Below are 13,359 nucleotides of genomic sequence, written 5' to 3'. Positions count from 1 at the left end.
GGTTAGAAGTACCCCTCGCGCTTGCGGTCTTCCATCGCGGCCTCGGACATCTTGTCGTCGGCGCGGGTCGCACCTCGCTCGGTGAGCCGTGACGCGGCGATCTCGGCGATGACGGCGTCGAGCGTCGTCGCGTCCGAGTCGACGGCGCCGGTGCAGGACATGTCGCCGACCGTGCGGTAGCGGACGAGGCGCTTCTCGGTCTCCTCGTCCTCCTTGGGGCCGCCCCAGTCGCCCGCGGTCAGCCACATCCCGGAGCGCTTGAAGACGTCCCGCTCGTGCGCGAAGTAGATCTGCGGCAGGTCGATCTCCTCGCGGGCGATGTACTGCCACACGTCCAGCTCGGTCCAGTTGCTCAAAGGGAACACGCGGACGTGCTCGCCGGGTGCGTGGCGGCCGTTGTAGAGCTGCCACAGCTCGGGGCGCTGGCGGCGCGGGTCCCACTGCGAGAACTCGTCGCGGAGGCTGAACACCCGCTCCTTGGCGCGGGCCTTCTCCTCGTCGCGGCGCCCGCCGCCGAAGACCGCGTCGAACTTCTCGCGCTGGATCTTCTCGGTGAGCGGCACGGTCTGCAGCGGATTGCGCGTCCCGTCGGGCCGCTCGCGCAGCGTGCCCGCGTCGATGTACTCCTGCACGGAGGCGACGTGCAGCCGAAGCCCGTGCTCGGCGACCACCCGGTCGCGGTACTCGATGACCTCGGGGAAGTTGTGCCCGGTGTCCACGTGGAGCAGCGAGAAGGGCACCCCCGCGGGAGCGAACGCCTTCAGCGCCAGGTGCAGCATGACGATGGAGTCCTTGCCGCCGGAGAAGAGGATCACCGGCCGCTCGAACTCGCCCGCCACCTCGCGGAAGATGTGCACCGCCTCGGACTCCAGGGCGTCCAGGTGGCTGAGCGCGTAAGGGCTGTCGGTGCCCTCCGTCACGGTCGCGACGGTCGTCATGTGAGACCCCTCTCGGTGAGCAGCGCCTTGAGGGCCGCCGCCGACTCCTGCACGGTCTGGTCCTGCGACTCGATGCGCAGATCAGGGGAGTCCGGCGCCTCGTAGGGGTCGTCGACCCCGGTGAGCCCGGATATCTCGCCCGCCGCCTGCTTGGCGTACAGGCCCTTCACATCGCGTACGGAGCACACCTCGACCGGCGTGGCGACATGCACCTCCAGGTACGCGGTGCCGCCCGTCTGGTGGCGCTTGCGCACCGCCTCGCGGCTGTCCGCGAACGGCGCGATGACCGGCACGAGCGCCAACACGCCGTTGCGGGCGAGGAGTTCGGCGACGAAGCCGATGCGCTGCACGTTGGTGTGCCGGTCCTCGCGGCTGAAGCCGAGGCCCGCCGAGAGGAACTCGCGGATCTCGTCGCCGTCGAGCACCTCGACGCGGCGGCCCTCCGCGCGCAGGAGGCCCGCCAGTTCGTACGCGATGGTGGTCTTGCCGGCGCTTGGCAGGCCGGTGAGCCAGACGGTGGCTCCGGTCGTCACGTGGTTCTCCTGAGTGTCTTCCTGTGGCGCGGGCATCAGTGGATCCCGCACTCGGTCTTGGTGTTGCCCGACCAGCGTCCGGCCCGCGCGTCCTCGCCCTCAAGGAGGCGGCGGGTGCACGGGGCGCAGCCCACGGAGCCGTAGCCGTCCATCAGGAGCGGGTTGGTGAGCACGCCGTGCTCGGCGACGTAGGCGTCCACGTCGTCCTGTGTCCAGCGGGCGATCGGGGAGACCTTGACCTTGCGGCGCTTGGCGTCCCAGCCGACGACCGGGGTGTTCGCGCGGGTCGGCGACTCGTCGCGGCGCAGTCCGGTGGCCCAGGCCGCGTAGCCGGTCAGGCCCTCTTCGAGGGGCTGCACCTTGCGCAGCTTGCAGCACAGGTCCGGGTCGCGCTCGTGCAGCCGGGGGCCGTACTCGGCGTCCTGCTCGGCCACCGTCTGACGGGGCGTCAAGGTCAGCACGGTCACGTCCATCACGGCCTCGACGGCGTCCCGGGTGCCGATGGTCTCGGGGAAGTGGTAGCCGGTGTCGAGGAACACCACGTCCACGCCGGGCCTGGCCCGCGAGGCGAGGTGCGCGACGACCGCGTCCTCCATCGAGGAGGTCACGCAGAACCGCGCGCCGAAGGTGTCGACCGCCCACCGGAGTATCTCCAGGGCGGACGCGTCCTCCAGGTCGCGCCCCGCCTGTTCGGCGAGCGCCTTCAACTCCTCGTCGGTACGGGCCTCCTGGCCCTGAGTGGTCGTCATGTCTGGTCCCCTCCACCGCTGGTGTGCTGAACGCCCCGGGCGAGCAGCCCGAGGAACTTCAGCTGGAATGCGCGGTTGCACGCCGCGCATTCCCAGGCGCCGTGACCGGTCTCGTTGGGACGCAGGTCCTCGTCGCCGCAGTAGGGGCAGTAGAAGGGGGCGGCTCGCTCGCTCACTTGAGGGCCTCCTCGTCGGCGCGGGCCGCCCAGGTGGCGAAGCGCTCGCCGTCCGCGCGCTGCACCTCGAAGCGCTTGATGACCCGCTCGATGTAGTCGGGCAGCTCGGTCGCGGTGACCTTCAGGCCGCGGACCTTGCGGCCGAACCCGGCCTCCAGACCGAGCGCGCCGCCCAGGTGCACCTGGTAACCCTCGACCTGGTTGCCCTCGTCGTCCAGGACGAGCTGGCCCTTGAGGCCGATGTCGGCGACCTGGATGCGGGCGCAGGCGTTCGGGCAGCCGTTGATGTTGATGGTGATCGGCTGGTCGAACTCCGGGATGCGGCGCTCCAGTTCGTCGATGAGCGAGGCGCCGCGCGCCTTGGTCTCGACGATGGCGAGCTTGCAGAACTCGATGCCGGTGCAGGCCATCGTGCCGCGCCTGAAGGGCGAGGGGGTGACCCGCAGGTCGAGCGCCTCCAGGGCGGAGACCAGCGATTCGACCTGGTCCTCGGTCACGTCGAGCACGATCATCTTCTGCTCGGCGGTGGTGCGCAGACGGCCCGAGCCGTGCGCGTCCGCGACCTCGGCGATCTTGGTGAGCGTGGTGCCGTCCACCCGGCCGACGCGGGGCGCGAAGCCGACGTAGAAGCGGCCGTCGCGCTGCCGGTGGACGCCGAGGTGGTCGCGCCAGGTGCCGGTGGGCTGCTCGGGCGGGGGCCCGTCGGTCAGCTTCCGCTGGAGGTACTCGTCCTCCAGGATCTGCCGGAACTTCTCCGGACCCCAGTCGGCGACGAGGAACTTCAGACGGGCGCGGGTGCGCAGGCGGCGGTAGCCGTAGTCGCGGAAGATGCCGATGACGCCGCCGTACACGTCGGGCACCTCGTCCAGCGGCACCCAGGCGCCGAGCCGCACGCCCAGCTTGGGGTTGGTGGAGAGGCCGCCGCCGACCCAGAGGTCGAAGCCGGGGCCGTGCTCGGGGTGGTGGACGCCGACGAACGCGATGTCGTTGATCTCGTGCGCGACGTCGAGCTGCGGCGAACCGGAGATCGCGGTCTTGAACTTGCGGGGCAGGTTCGAGAAGTCCGGGTTGCCGATGAAGCGGCGCTGGATCTCGTCGATGGCGGCGGAGCCGTCGATGATCTCGTTCTCGGCGATGCCCGCGACGGGCGAGCCGAGGATCACGCGGGGCGTGTCACCGCAGGCCTCGGTGGTGGAGAGCCCGACCCCTTCGAGCCGCCGCCAGATCTCGGGGACGTCCTCGATGCGGATCCAGTGGTACTGGATGTTCTGCCGGTCGGTGAGGTCGGCGGTGCCGCGCGCGAACTCCTGGGAGATCTCACCGATGACGCGCAGCTGCTCGGTGGTCAGGCGCCCGCCGTCGATGCGCACGCGGAGCATGAAGTACTCGTCGTCCAGCTCCTCCGGCTCCAGGACCGCGGTCTTGCCGCCGTCGATGCCGGGCTTGCGCTGGGTGTAGAGGCCCCACCAGCGCATCCGCCCGCGGAGGTCATTGGGGTCGATGGAGTCGAAACCGCGCTGGGAGTAGATCGTCTCAATGCGTGTCCGCACGTTGAGACCGTCGTCATCCTTCTTGAACTGCTCGTTCCCGTTGAGCGGCGTGAAGTGACCCTTGGCCCACTGTCCTTCACCGCGGTGCCGGCTCGGCTTGCGGCGAGGCGCGGCGGCGGGGGGCGTGTCTGGGGAAGTGGCCATGGCTCTACGTCCTTCGGGGCAGCGGAAAAGCGGCTCTGACCTGCGGGGATGGGCACATGCGGGAATGTGCGCGCGGCGCTGCGCAGGGAGGGGGAAACAGGGGAGCGGTGCTCAGATGTGCGGCAGTGCTGAGGTGATCAGCAAGCCCGACACATGGCGCTGGACATGCGGCAGAGGTCGACGTGACGCCGACTCACCAAGGCAGTTCCAGTGCGATCCATGACGGAAGCGTGTCACGGGACTTTCGGCGCAGTCCAGCATTATCCAAAATGCGGACACCTCTGTCCCGCATCGTGGACAGAGGTGTCGTCGGTCACAGCGGGACCGAGGGGGTGCGGTGGACCGGAGGGGGCGGGTCAGTCGCGCGCGGCCCCCGGCCACGGACCCGGGTTCGGGCCTTCGGTCTCCTGCTCGACCTTGGTGTCGAAGAGCGTGAAGCCGCGCCGCAGGTAGTTGTCCATGGCGTGCTCGCCGTCCTTGGAGCAGGTGTGCAGCCAGACCCGCTCGGTCGGCGCGAGCCCCGGCCAGCGCTCGGCCAGATCCCAGGCGCGCGCGGTGACGTACGACAGGAGGTGGCCGCCGATGCGCCGCCCGCGGAAGGCGGGCAGCAGCCCGAAGTAGACGATCTCGACGACGCCGTCGGCCCCGTCGCCCTGCTCACCGCGCGCCGCGAGTTCCACGTACCCGGCGGGTGTCCCGTTCTCGTACGCGACCCAGGTCTCGACGCCGGGCCGGTCGAGCAGCTTGTGCCACTCGGCGTACGTCATGGGCAGCCGGTCGATCCAGCGGATGTCCCCGCCGACCGAGGTATAGAGGAACCGGCTGAACTCGGGCGAGGGCACCTCGGCGCGCACGATCCGTACGTCGCCTTCGGGGGCCGCGGCGGGCAGCAGGTCCCGGGGGGACCGCTGCTCAAGGGACCAGGTGGTGACAGTGATGCTCATGCGGCTCAGCGAATCACGGGAGGGGCGCCACGGCGAAGCCGGGGCAGCGGGTCGTGGGGGAGGAGGAGGGGAGGAGGAGGGGGTGCGTGCCGGGCGGTGGAGCTCAAGGTTCCGCCACGCTCCTCGCCCGCCGTATCGCCGGGGCGAGGGAGTGCGGAAGCAGGTCCTCCGGGATGCCGGGCAGGAGCACCTGTACGTCGACGTCCTCATGGAAGCGGTAGGGGCGGTGGGCGAGCAGGCCGCCCAAGTAGCGCCGGACTCTGGAGAGTTCGGCGCGGACCGTCACCGTGCGGGCCGGGTCGCCGAACATGTCGTCGGCAAGGCCCGACGCACTGCGCCCGCCGCGGTGCGTGGCGAGCAGGAAGAGCAGCTCGGCATGGCGCGGACTCAGGTCGTGGGTCCAGTCGCGGGCGCCGCCGAGCACCGCGAGGGTCCAGTGCCGCGGACTGCTCACGTCCAGGACGAGCCGGGTCGCGGCGAGCGGCTCCGTCCCGTCCTTGGGGTCCTGCGGGCGCAGCAGCCAGCCGCCGGGCAGCGGCTCCGCGAGGCAGGTGCCGAGGGAGGGCAGCCAGGCGCGGCCCGCGGCCAGCGCCTTGGGGAGCGTGACGCGGTCCATCGGCGCCATGCCCGTCACCGCGGCCGTCCAGCCGTGCGCGTCCACCGCGACGGCCCGTCCCGCGAGCCGGGCCAGGACCGGTGCGGCCACCGCGCGCAGCCGGTCGAGCGCCGTGACGTGCCGGTCCCGAAGGCGTGCCTCGGCGAGCTTGGCCACCGAGTCGACCAGGGCGAGCGTGGCCGGATGCATGGTCTGCAGCGGGCCGCTGACGTCCACGACGCCGAGGAGCCTGCCGTCCCGCGGATCGGTGACGGGGGCGCCCGTGCAGGTCCAGGGGTGGTGGGTCTGTACGAAGTGCTCGGCGGAGAAGACCTGGACGGGGCGGCGCACCACCAGCGGGGTGCCCACGCCGTTGGTGCCGACGACGCCCTCGCCCCAGTCCGCGCCCACTTCGAAACCGAGCGAGTCCGCCTTGCGCAGCACCGCGGAGCTGCCCTCGCGCCACAGCACGCGCCCGTCCGCGTCGCAGACGACCATGATGTGGTGCGCGGCGTCCGCCACCGAGACCAGGGCGTCGCGCAGGACCGGCAGTATGTCCACCAGGGGCGAGCCGTGGCGGCGCTCCGCCAGCTCCTCCTCGGTCAGCAGCCGGGACCGGATGTCGTGGTCGGGATCGACGCCGCGCAGCATCATCCGCCCCCAGGAGTCACCGATCACCGGCCGGGGCAGGACGTGCGGCCGCTGGCCGGAAAGTGTCGCGTCGCGGACCCCCTTGAGGAGCCGCGCCGCGTGCGCGAGGTCCATGTCGGAGATCCGCGCGAGGTCGATCGTCGAGGTCGCGTACGTCACCAGGGGTCCTTTCCGGTCAGCAGGGTGTGGGTGGGCTGCTCCTCATCGTGCCCCTTGCGGGCAGCCCGGGGTGACGCCTCGGAAGATGAATCATCCGGCCGCCCCGACGGGTTGCAACCTCATGCAACCCTGGCGAACAGCCGTACGGAGCCGGAATCTGTACACCACGCCGCCCGTGCGGCGTTCACGCTCCTCACGGGGCCTGAAAGACGGGGGTGGTGCCGTGTCGGCGCAGCACCACCCCCGTGTCAGTTTCGAGTCCGGCTGGGACTGAGCCCCGCTGCCCCTACAGCCGCGGCGTCGCCCGTTCCACCACCGAGGCCAGATCGAGGCTGTGCGGAAGCGTGCCGAACGCCGCGCCCCAGTCCCCGCCGAGGCGTGAGGCGCAGAACGCGTCCGCCACCTCGGCGGGCGCGTGCCGCACGAGCAGCGAGCCCTGGAGCACCAGCGCCATCCGCTCCACCAGGCGCCGCGCCCGGGCCTCGATGCCCTCCAGGTCGGCCAGTTCGGTGAGGAGTCCCTTGATCGCGCCGTCCAGGCGGTGGTCGGCGCCGCGGGCCGCGCCCACCTCCTGGAGGAACGCGTTGAGCGCCGCCGGTTCGCGCTGCAGTGCCCGCAGCACGTCAAGGGCCTGTACGTTTCCGGAGCCCTCCCAGATGGAGTTGAGCGGCGCCTCGCGCAGCAGCCTTGGCATGCCCGACTCCTCGACGTAGCCGTTGCCGCCCAGGCACTCCAGGGCCTCGCCGACCATCGGCGTACACCGCTTGGTCACCCAGTACTTGGCGGCGGGGACCGCGAGCCGCAGGAACGCCTGCTCCTGCTCGCTCCCGTCGTCGTACGCCGCGGCGAGCCGCATCGCCAGCGTCGTCGCCGCCTCCGACTCCAGGGCCAGATCGGCCAGGACGTTGCGCATCAGCGGCTTGTCGACGAGCCTGCCGCCGAACGCCTCCCGGTAGGTGGCGTGGTGCACCGCCTGCGCCACGGCCTGCCGCATCAGCGCCGCCGAGCCGATCACGCAGTCGAGTCGGGTCGCCGCGACCATCTCGATGATGGTGCGCACGCCGCGCCCCTCGTCGCCGACCCGGCGCGCCCAGGTCCCGTCGAACTCCACCTCGCTCGACGCGTTGGACTTGTTGCCCAGCTTGTCCTTGAGCCGCTGGATGGCGAAGGCGTTGCGCGTGTCGTCCTCCAGGACGCGCGGCACCAGGAAGCAGGTCAGACCCTGTTCGGCCTGCGCGAGCACCAGGAAGCCGTCCGACATCGGCGCCGAGCAGAACCACTTGTGCCCGGTGAGTTCGTACGTCCCCTCCTCCGCGAGCGCGCGCGCCCGCGTGGTGTTGGCCCGTACGTCGCTGCCGCCCTGCTTCTCCGTCATGCCCATCCCGAAGAGGACACCGGCCTTCCGTGACGCCGGACGCAGCCCCTCGTCGTACACGGCGGAGGTGAGCCGCGGCTCCCACTCGGCGGCGAGCGCCGGATCGGCGCGCAGCGCGGGCACCGCGGCGTGCGTCATCGAAATCGGACATCCGTGCCCGCCCTCAGCCTGTGTCCACACCAGGAATCCGGCGGCCCGCCGCACGTGCCCGCCAGGACGCGACCAGGCACCCGTCAGTCCCGCCGCGACGGCCTTGCCGAGCAGCCGGTGCCAGGACGGGTGGAACTCGACCTCGTCGATCCGGTTCCCATAACGGTCATGCGTGTGCAGAACAGGAGGATTCTCATTGGCCTGCACCCCCCAGTGCTGCACCTGGGCGGATCCCGCGGTGCGGCCGAGCAAGGAGAGTTCCTCGCGAGCGGAATCCAGGAGCGCCGGATCCAGGTGCCGCTCGACGCCCTCCACGAGGGCCCGGTCGGACGTGAATACGTCATATCCCACCAGGGGCGGAGCCTGGTTGGTCACTGTGTGGGTGGTGGCTGCCATGCCGCTACGGTAAGGAGGTGCACCAGGCAAAAGAAACACCCGGGCGGCCTTTGGGACGCTGGAACCGGGCCCGCGCTCTCTACAGCAACGTCTCCAAGCGCAGGACCGCCTGGCTGCTGCTCAAGGACACCGTCAACTCTTGCATGGAGTACCGCATCCTGGGGCTCGCGGCCGAGGCGGCGTTCTTCACGCTGCTCTCCGTGCCGCCGCTGCTCCTGAGCCTCATCGGCCTGCTCGCCTACGTGGACCGGTGGACCGGCGCCAACACGATCGCCAGCGTCGAGAACAACATCCTGGAGGCGTCCCGCACGGTCCTCTCCGACCGGGGCGTCAGCCAGATCGCGCAGCCGATACTGGAAGACGTCATGCGGGTCAGCAGGCCCGACATCATCTCCATCGGCTTCCTCTTCGCCCTGTGGTCGGGCTCGCGCGCCGTGAACGTCTTCATCGACACCATCACCGTGATGTACGGCCTCGACGGTGTGCGCGGCATCGTCAAGACCCGCATCCTCGCCTTCGGCCTGTTCCTCGTGGCACTGCTCATCGGCTCGGTGGCGCTGCCGCTGATGGTGGCGGGGCCCGACGCGGTGGTGAAGCTCCTGCCGGGGTCCACGACGGTCGTCCAGATCCTGTACTGGCCGGTCGTCGTGATCCTCTCCGTGGTCTTCCTGACCACGCTGTACCACGTGTCGGTGCCGGTGCGTTCGCCGTGGGTGGAGGACATGCCGGGCGCGCTGATCGCGCTCGCCATGTGGGTGCTCGGCAGCTTCCTGCTGCGCATCTACCTGACCAGCACGGTGGAGGGCCCCACCATCTACGGCTCCCTCGCCGCACCGGTCGCCGTCCTGCTCTGGATCGGCGTCTCGGCGTTCGCCGTCCTGGTCGGCGCCGCGGTGAACGCGGCGATCGACCGGGTCTGGCCGTCGGTCGCGACGGCGGCGGCGCGCGCGGCCAACGACCGCATAAGGACCGCGCAGGCCGCGGAGGTGGTGGCCCGCGCGGCCGCCGCCCGCGAGGCGCCGGTGGATCCGGACGACCCCGAGATGCCGTCCGAATACCCCGAACGCTGGTCCCGCTTCCTGCCGCCGGACGATGTGACGTCGCGCCTGCGGACGCATGCGAAGCGGAACGGGAACGGGACGGACGCGCCCTCGGAGTAGTGGCTCCTGCCCGTCACCGGCTCCGCCGAGTTCGTCCTCAATCGCCGGACGGGCTTGAATGCACGCGGGCCGGATAATTCAGCCCCTCCGGCGTTTGAGGAGCGGGGTCCGGGGCGGAGCCCCGAGGGGCCAGCTCCGGGCGGCACGAGCCTCACGCCTTCCAGACGCCAGCTTCCGCGCACTCCCGGACGAAGTCCGCGAAGTCCCTCGGCTCCCGGCCGAGTACCTCCCGCACCCCGTCGGAGAGCTTCGCGTTCCTCCCGTCCAGGTTCGTTTCGAAGAGCTCGATCAGGAACTCCGCCTCCTCGGCGGGAACCCCGAACTCCGTGAGCGCGGAGCCGTATTCGCGGGCGGTCACCGGGACGTACGCGATGTCCCTGCCCACCGCCTCGGAGACCTCCGCGACGGCGGACCGGAAGGTGAGGAGACGGGGACCCGTGAGGTCGAGCGTGCGGCCGGTGAGGCGGTCGCCGCCGGTCAGCGCCGCTACCACCACGTCCGCGATGTCCCGCGCGTCGATGAACGGTTCGAGCACCTCACCGCCGGGGAAGACGAGCTCGCCCTCCCGCATCCCGTCCAGGAACGGCCCTTCGCTGAGGTTCTGCGCGAACCAGCTGGCCCGCACCACGGTCCACTCGGCGCCCGCGTCCCGCACCGCCTGCTCCGTGGCGTGCGCCTGGTGCTCGCCCCGCGCCGAGAGCAGCGTGAGCCGCCGTACGCCGAGTTCGACCGCCTGCCGCGCGAAGGCGCCGACCGCGTCGGCCGCACCGGGGGCGCCGACGTCCGGCAAGTAGGCGATGTGCGCCGCGTCCGCGCCCCGCAGGGCGTCCGCCCACGTCGCCCTGTCCGCCCAGTCGAACCGCACCGCGCCGGACCGCGAGGCCGCCCGCACCGTGAGTCCGGCCGCCTCGGCGGATTCCACGACCCTGCGGCCCACCCGGCCGGTCGCGCCCGTCACCAACACCGTCATGTTCGCTGCGTTCGTTGTCATGACTTCAGTCAACTGCCGGGCGAGCGCGGGAACCATCGCCGAGGAGCTCAGGGGCATGTGCGTGCGTCTACGCTGCCGTCATGGACGTACTCGCAGGACTCCTGGAGGGCCCCCGCGCCCGGGGAGCCTTCATGATCCGCGCGCTCTTCGAGCCGCCCTGGTCCGTCCGGATCGCGGACGAGGCGCCCCTGTCGGTCATGATCATGGTGCGCGGCAGCGCCTGGATCGTCCCCGAGGACGGCACCGGGCCGCAGCTCATCGGCCCGGGCGACGTCGCCATCGCGCGCGGGCCCGACCACTACACCTGCGCCGACGACGTGGGCACCGCCCCGTACGCCGAGGTCCAGCCGGGCCAGCGCTGCGTGCCGCTGGACGGCGCACCGGAGGCCAGGTACCGGGACCTCGGCGTCCGCGCCTGGGGCGAGTCGCGGGACAGCTCCGTGGAGATGCTCATCGGCACCTACCAGATGCAGGGCGAGCTCACCGGCCGGCTGCTCGACGCGCTGCCCGCGCTGCTCGTACTGCCCACACAGGTGTGGGACTGCCCGCTGACCCCGCTGCTCGCCGACGAGATGAACAGGGACGAGCCGGGCCAGGAGGTCGTCCTCGACCGCCTGCTCGACCTGCTGCTCATCGCCGCGCTGCGCGCCTGGTTCTCCCGCCCCGAGGCGGCCGCCCCCGCCTGGTACCGGGCGATGGGCGACCCGGTCGTCGGCCGCGCCCTCCGCCTGCTCCAGGACGACCCGGCGCACCCCTGGACCATCGTCGACCTTGCCACGAAGTCCGGTGTCTCGCGGGCCGCGCTGGCCCGCAGGTTCGCGGAACTGGTGGGGGAGCCCCCGATGACGTACCTGACGAACTGGCGGCTCGCGCTCGCCGCCGACCTGCTTCGCGACAGCGAGCTGACGATCGGCTCGATAGCCCGCAGGGTCGGGTACGGCAGCGCGTTCGCCCTGTCCAGCGCCTTCAAGCGGGTCTACGGCGTCAGCCCGCAGGAGCATCGCACGCGCGCGGCGTAGCCTTTTGACCGTGACCGAGGAGAGCGCGTCCGGCGACGCCGCGGCCTACCGGGAGCGGCCTTCGCCCCTGCTCAGAGGCGCGGTCGTGTGGACCCGGCGGTCGGCGGACGGCCCGGGTGACGCCCGCCCGGTGCTGCCGGACGGCTGCATGGACCTTCTGTGGACCGAGGGCAGGTTGTTCGTCGCGGGCCCGGACACCCATGCGTACGATCCCGGCGGCGCGGCGGGACGGTACGTCGGCGTCCGCTTCTACCCCGGCACCGCGCCCGCCTTCCTCGGCGTGCCCGCGGACGAACTGCGCGACCGGCGGGTGGAGCTCGCCGACCTGTGGACCGCCGCACAGGCGCGGCGGCTCGTCGAGCGGGTGGACGCCGCGCGCGACCCGATGGCCGCCCTGGAGTCCCTCGCCGCGGAGCGGGCCGCCGATGCGGAGGCGCCCGACCCGCTCCTCGCGCACGTCGTCAGATCCCTGGCAGCGGGCCGTTCGGTCGCCGCGACGGCGGCCGCCGCGGGCGTCAACGCCCGTCTGCTGCACCGGCGTTCACTGCCCGCGTTCGGCTACGGACCCAAGACGCTCGGGCGCGTCCTGCGCCTGCAGCGGGCGCTCGCGCTGGCCCGAGCGGGCACGCCGTACGCGGCCACGGCCGCCGTCGCGGGCTTCGCCGACCAGGCCCATCTCGCCCGCGACGTCAAGGAGTTGACCGGGCTGCCGCTGACCGCGCTACTCGGCGGGGGCTTCGGCGGGGGCTAGCGGGGCGAAGAGGTCGACGCCGTTCCCGTCCGGGTCGAGCACGACGGCGTACCGCTGGCCCCACTGCGCGTTCCACGGGGCCATCTCGCTCTTGTATCCGGCGTCCATCAGTTCCGTGTGGACCGCGTCGACCCCCGCGGCCGTACCGCAGTGGAAGGCGAGCCCGATCCGGCCCGCGCTCGTGGGCGGGGTCCAGTCAGGCGCGAAGGAGCTGACGGTGGCCTCGGTGTCGAAGGCGAGGCGCAGGCCGCCGGGGAGCACGGCCTCCACGTGCGGCTGGTCCTCGGAGCCCGGCGGGAACTCCAGGCCGAGCCTGCGGTAGAAGGCGAGCGACGCGGTCAGGTCGGAGGTGACGATGCCGATCAGGTCGAAGCGTGGTGTCGGTGTCGGTGTCGATGTCGGTGTCGGTGTGCTGTTCATGTCCGCAGCGTAGGCAGCGGCCCGGCGCCCGGTCTTGAAGGAAACGGACACGGCGAAACGGACGCGACGGCAAGCCGCCGTCCGGCGCGTACGAGTGATGGACTACGCCGTCTGTTGACGGACGTCTACCCTCCGCTCCGGCCCGACCAGGCAGAACGCGACCCGATGGCCCCCGGGCCCCTCGCCTGACTGTCACCCTTCCTGAATCCCCGCTACGTTGGAAGGCATGGACTATCCCGGTGACAACCGGTTGGCGGCCGCTGTCGTGACGCACCGCGGCCGCGTGCTGCTCGTGCGGCGCAGCGCGAGTGAGCGGTTCCTGCCCCGGGTGTGGGGAGTGCCGTGCGGAAAGCTGGAGCCGGACGAGAGTCCGCGCGACGGCGTCCTGCGCGAGCTGAAGGAGGAGACCGGGCTGCTCGGCCGGGTGCTGCGCAAGGTCGGTGAGTCGTCCTTCGTCAGTACCTACCGGGGGCACGAGGTGAAGAACTGGCAGGACAACTTCCTGATCAGGCCGCTCACCTTCGACGTGGTCCTGCCGCTCGCCGACCAGGACCACCGCTGGCTGACCCCCGCCGAGCTCGGCACGGTGGAGATCGACGACTACAACCGCGAGATCGTCCGCCAGGCGTTCAGCTGAGGCCGCTCAAGGCGTGAGGCC

15 protein-coding genes are annotated in these 13,359 nt (G+C 71.6%); 4 read left to right on the top strand and 11 right to left on the bottom strand.

Annotated features, from left to right (window positions below; translation table 11 throughout):
• Window positions 1–2 precede the first annotated feature (2 nt).
• The 9 genes from cysD to CP970_RS09160 form a co-directional block, all read right to left on the bottom strand.
• Window positions 3–938, bottom strand: a complete 936-nt coding sequence (cysD, locus tag CP970_RS09195; protein ID WP_055554756.1) for a sulfate adenylyltransferase subunit CysD — start codon at window positions 936–938, stop codon at window positions 3–5.
• Window positions 935–1,507: an adenylyl-sulfate kinase gene (gene cysC / locus CP970_RS09190; protein WP_079043954.1), complete on the bottom strand. Its 573-nt coding sequence runs from the start codon at window positions 1,505–1,507 to the stop codon at window positions 935–937. The genes cysD and cysC overlap by 4 nt, the downstream gene beginning before the upstream one ends.
• Complete coding sequence (locus CP970_RS09185; RefSeq protein WP_055554760.1) at window positions 1,507–2,220, bottom strand: phosphoadenylyl-sulfate reductase; 714 nt, start codon at window positions 2,218–2,220, stop codon at window positions 1,507–1,509. Before CP970_RS09185 ends, cysC begins: the two co-directional genes overlap by 1 nt.
• Window positions 2,217–2,396, bottom strand: a complete 180-nt coding sequence (locus tag CP970_RS09180) for a hypothetical protein (RefSeq protein ID WP_055554762.1) — start codon at window positions 2,394–2,396, stop codon at window positions 2,217–2,219. The genes CP970_RS09185 and CP970_RS09180 overlap by 4 nt, the downstream gene beginning before the upstream one ends.
• Window positions 2,393–4,090, bottom strand: a complete 1,698-nt coding sequence (locus CP970_RS09175) for a nitrite/sulfite reductase (RefSeq protein WP_055554765.1) — start codon at window positions 4,088–4,090, stop codon at window positions 2,393–2,395. Before CP970_RS09175 ends, CP970_RS09180 begins: the two co-directional genes overlap by 4 nt.
• A 137-nt stretch (window positions 4,091–4,227) precedes the next feature.
• Window positions 4,228–4,311 carry a putative leader peptide gene (locus CP970_RS45780; RefSeq protein WP_317987188.1) on the bottom strand — a complete coding sequence of 28 codons (84 nt, stop codon included), beginning with the start codon at window positions 4,309–4,311 and terminating at the stop codon, window positions 4,228–4,230.
• A 135-nt stretch (window positions 4,312–4,446) separates the two neighbouring features.
• Entirely contained in the window at window positions 4,447–5,034 is a 588-nt protein-coding gene (locus tag CP970_RS09170; RefSeq protein WP_055554767.1) for a GNAT family N-acetyltransferase, read from the bottom strand.
• Between the two features lie 103 nt (window positions 5,035–5,137).
• Complete coding sequence (locus tag CP970_RS09165) at window positions 5,138–6,394, bottom strand: GAF domain-containing protein (RefSeq protein ID WP_055554787.1); 1,257 nt, start codon at window positions 6,392–6,394, stop codon at window positions 5,138–5,140.
• A gap of 331 nt (window positions 6,395–6,725) precedes the next feature.
• The gene (locus tag CP970_RS09160; RefSeq protein ID WP_055554769.1) at window positions 6,726–8,360 is read right to left on the bottom strand and encodes an acyl-CoA dehydrogenase family protein; all 1,635 of its coding nucleotides are present in this window, start codon (window positions 8,358–8,360) and stop codon (window positions 6,726–6,728) included.
• 17 nt (window positions 8,361–8,377) lie between these two features.
• Here CP970_RS09160 and CP970_RS09155 point away from each other — a divergent pair, with 17 nt between their 5' ends.
• Window positions 8,378–9,520, top strand: coding sequence for a YihY/virulence factor BrkB family protein (locus CP970_RS09155; protein ID WP_055554771.1), 1,143 nt, complete (start codon window positions 8,378–8,380; stop codon window positions 9,518–9,520).
• A 151-nt stretch (window positions 9,521–9,671) separates the two neighbouring features.
• Here CP970_RS09155 and CP970_RS09150 read toward each other — a convergent pair whose 3' ends face one another.
• Window positions 9,672–10,511: an NAD(P)H-binding protein gene (locus CP970_RS09150; RefSeq protein WP_055554773.1), complete on the bottom strand. Its 840-nt coding sequence runs from the start codon at window positions 10,509–10,511 to the stop codon at window positions 9,672–9,674.
• Window positions 10,512–10,591: 80 nt separating this feature from the next.
• On the opposite strand from CP970_RS09150, the gene CP970_RS09145 reads away from it, so the two are divergent.
• Window positions 10,592–11,530 carry an AraC family transcriptional regulator gene (locus tag CP970_RS09145; RefSeq protein ID WP_055554775.1) on the top strand — a complete coding sequence of 313 codons (939 nt, stop codon included), beginning with the start codon at window positions 10,592–10,594 and terminating at the stop codon, window positions 11,528–11,530.
• 10 nt (window positions 11,531–11,540) lie between these two features.
• Window positions 11,541–12,281, top strand: coding sequence for a DUF6597 domain-containing transcriptional factor (locus CP970_RS09140; RefSeq protein WP_055554790.1), 741 nt, complete (start codon window positions 11,541–11,543; stop codon window positions 12,279–12,281).
• Here CP970_RS09140 and CP970_RS09135 read toward each other — a convergent pair.
• Complete coding sequence (locus CP970_RS09135; RefSeq protein ID WP_055554777.1) at window positions 12,252–12,701, bottom strand: VOC family protein; 450 nt, start codon at window positions 12,699–12,701, stop codon at window positions 12,252–12,254. The genes CP970_RS09140 and CP970_RS09135 overlap by 30 nt on opposite strands.
• A 226-nt stretch (window positions 12,702–12,927) precedes the next feature.
• Between CP970_RS09135 and CP970_RS09130 the strand changes: the two genes are divergently transcribed.
• Window positions 12,928–13,338 carry an NUDIX hydrolase gene (locus CP970_RS09130; protein ID WP_055554779.1) on the top strand — a complete coding sequence of 137 codons (411 nt, stop codon included), beginning with the start codon at window positions 12,928–12,930 and terminating at the stop codon, window positions 13,336–13,338.
• Window positions 13,339–13,359: the final 21 nt, after the last annotated feature.

It is taken from the genome of Streptomyces kanamyceticus, from assembly GCF_008704495.1.
Classification (GTDB): Bacteria; Actinomycetota; Actinomycetes; order Streptomycetales; family Streptomycetaceae; genus Streptomyces; species Streptomyces kanamyceticus.
The sequence above is the reverse complement of the archived record's forward strand: the minus strand, read 5'-3'. Positions and strand labels throughout refer to the sequence as shown.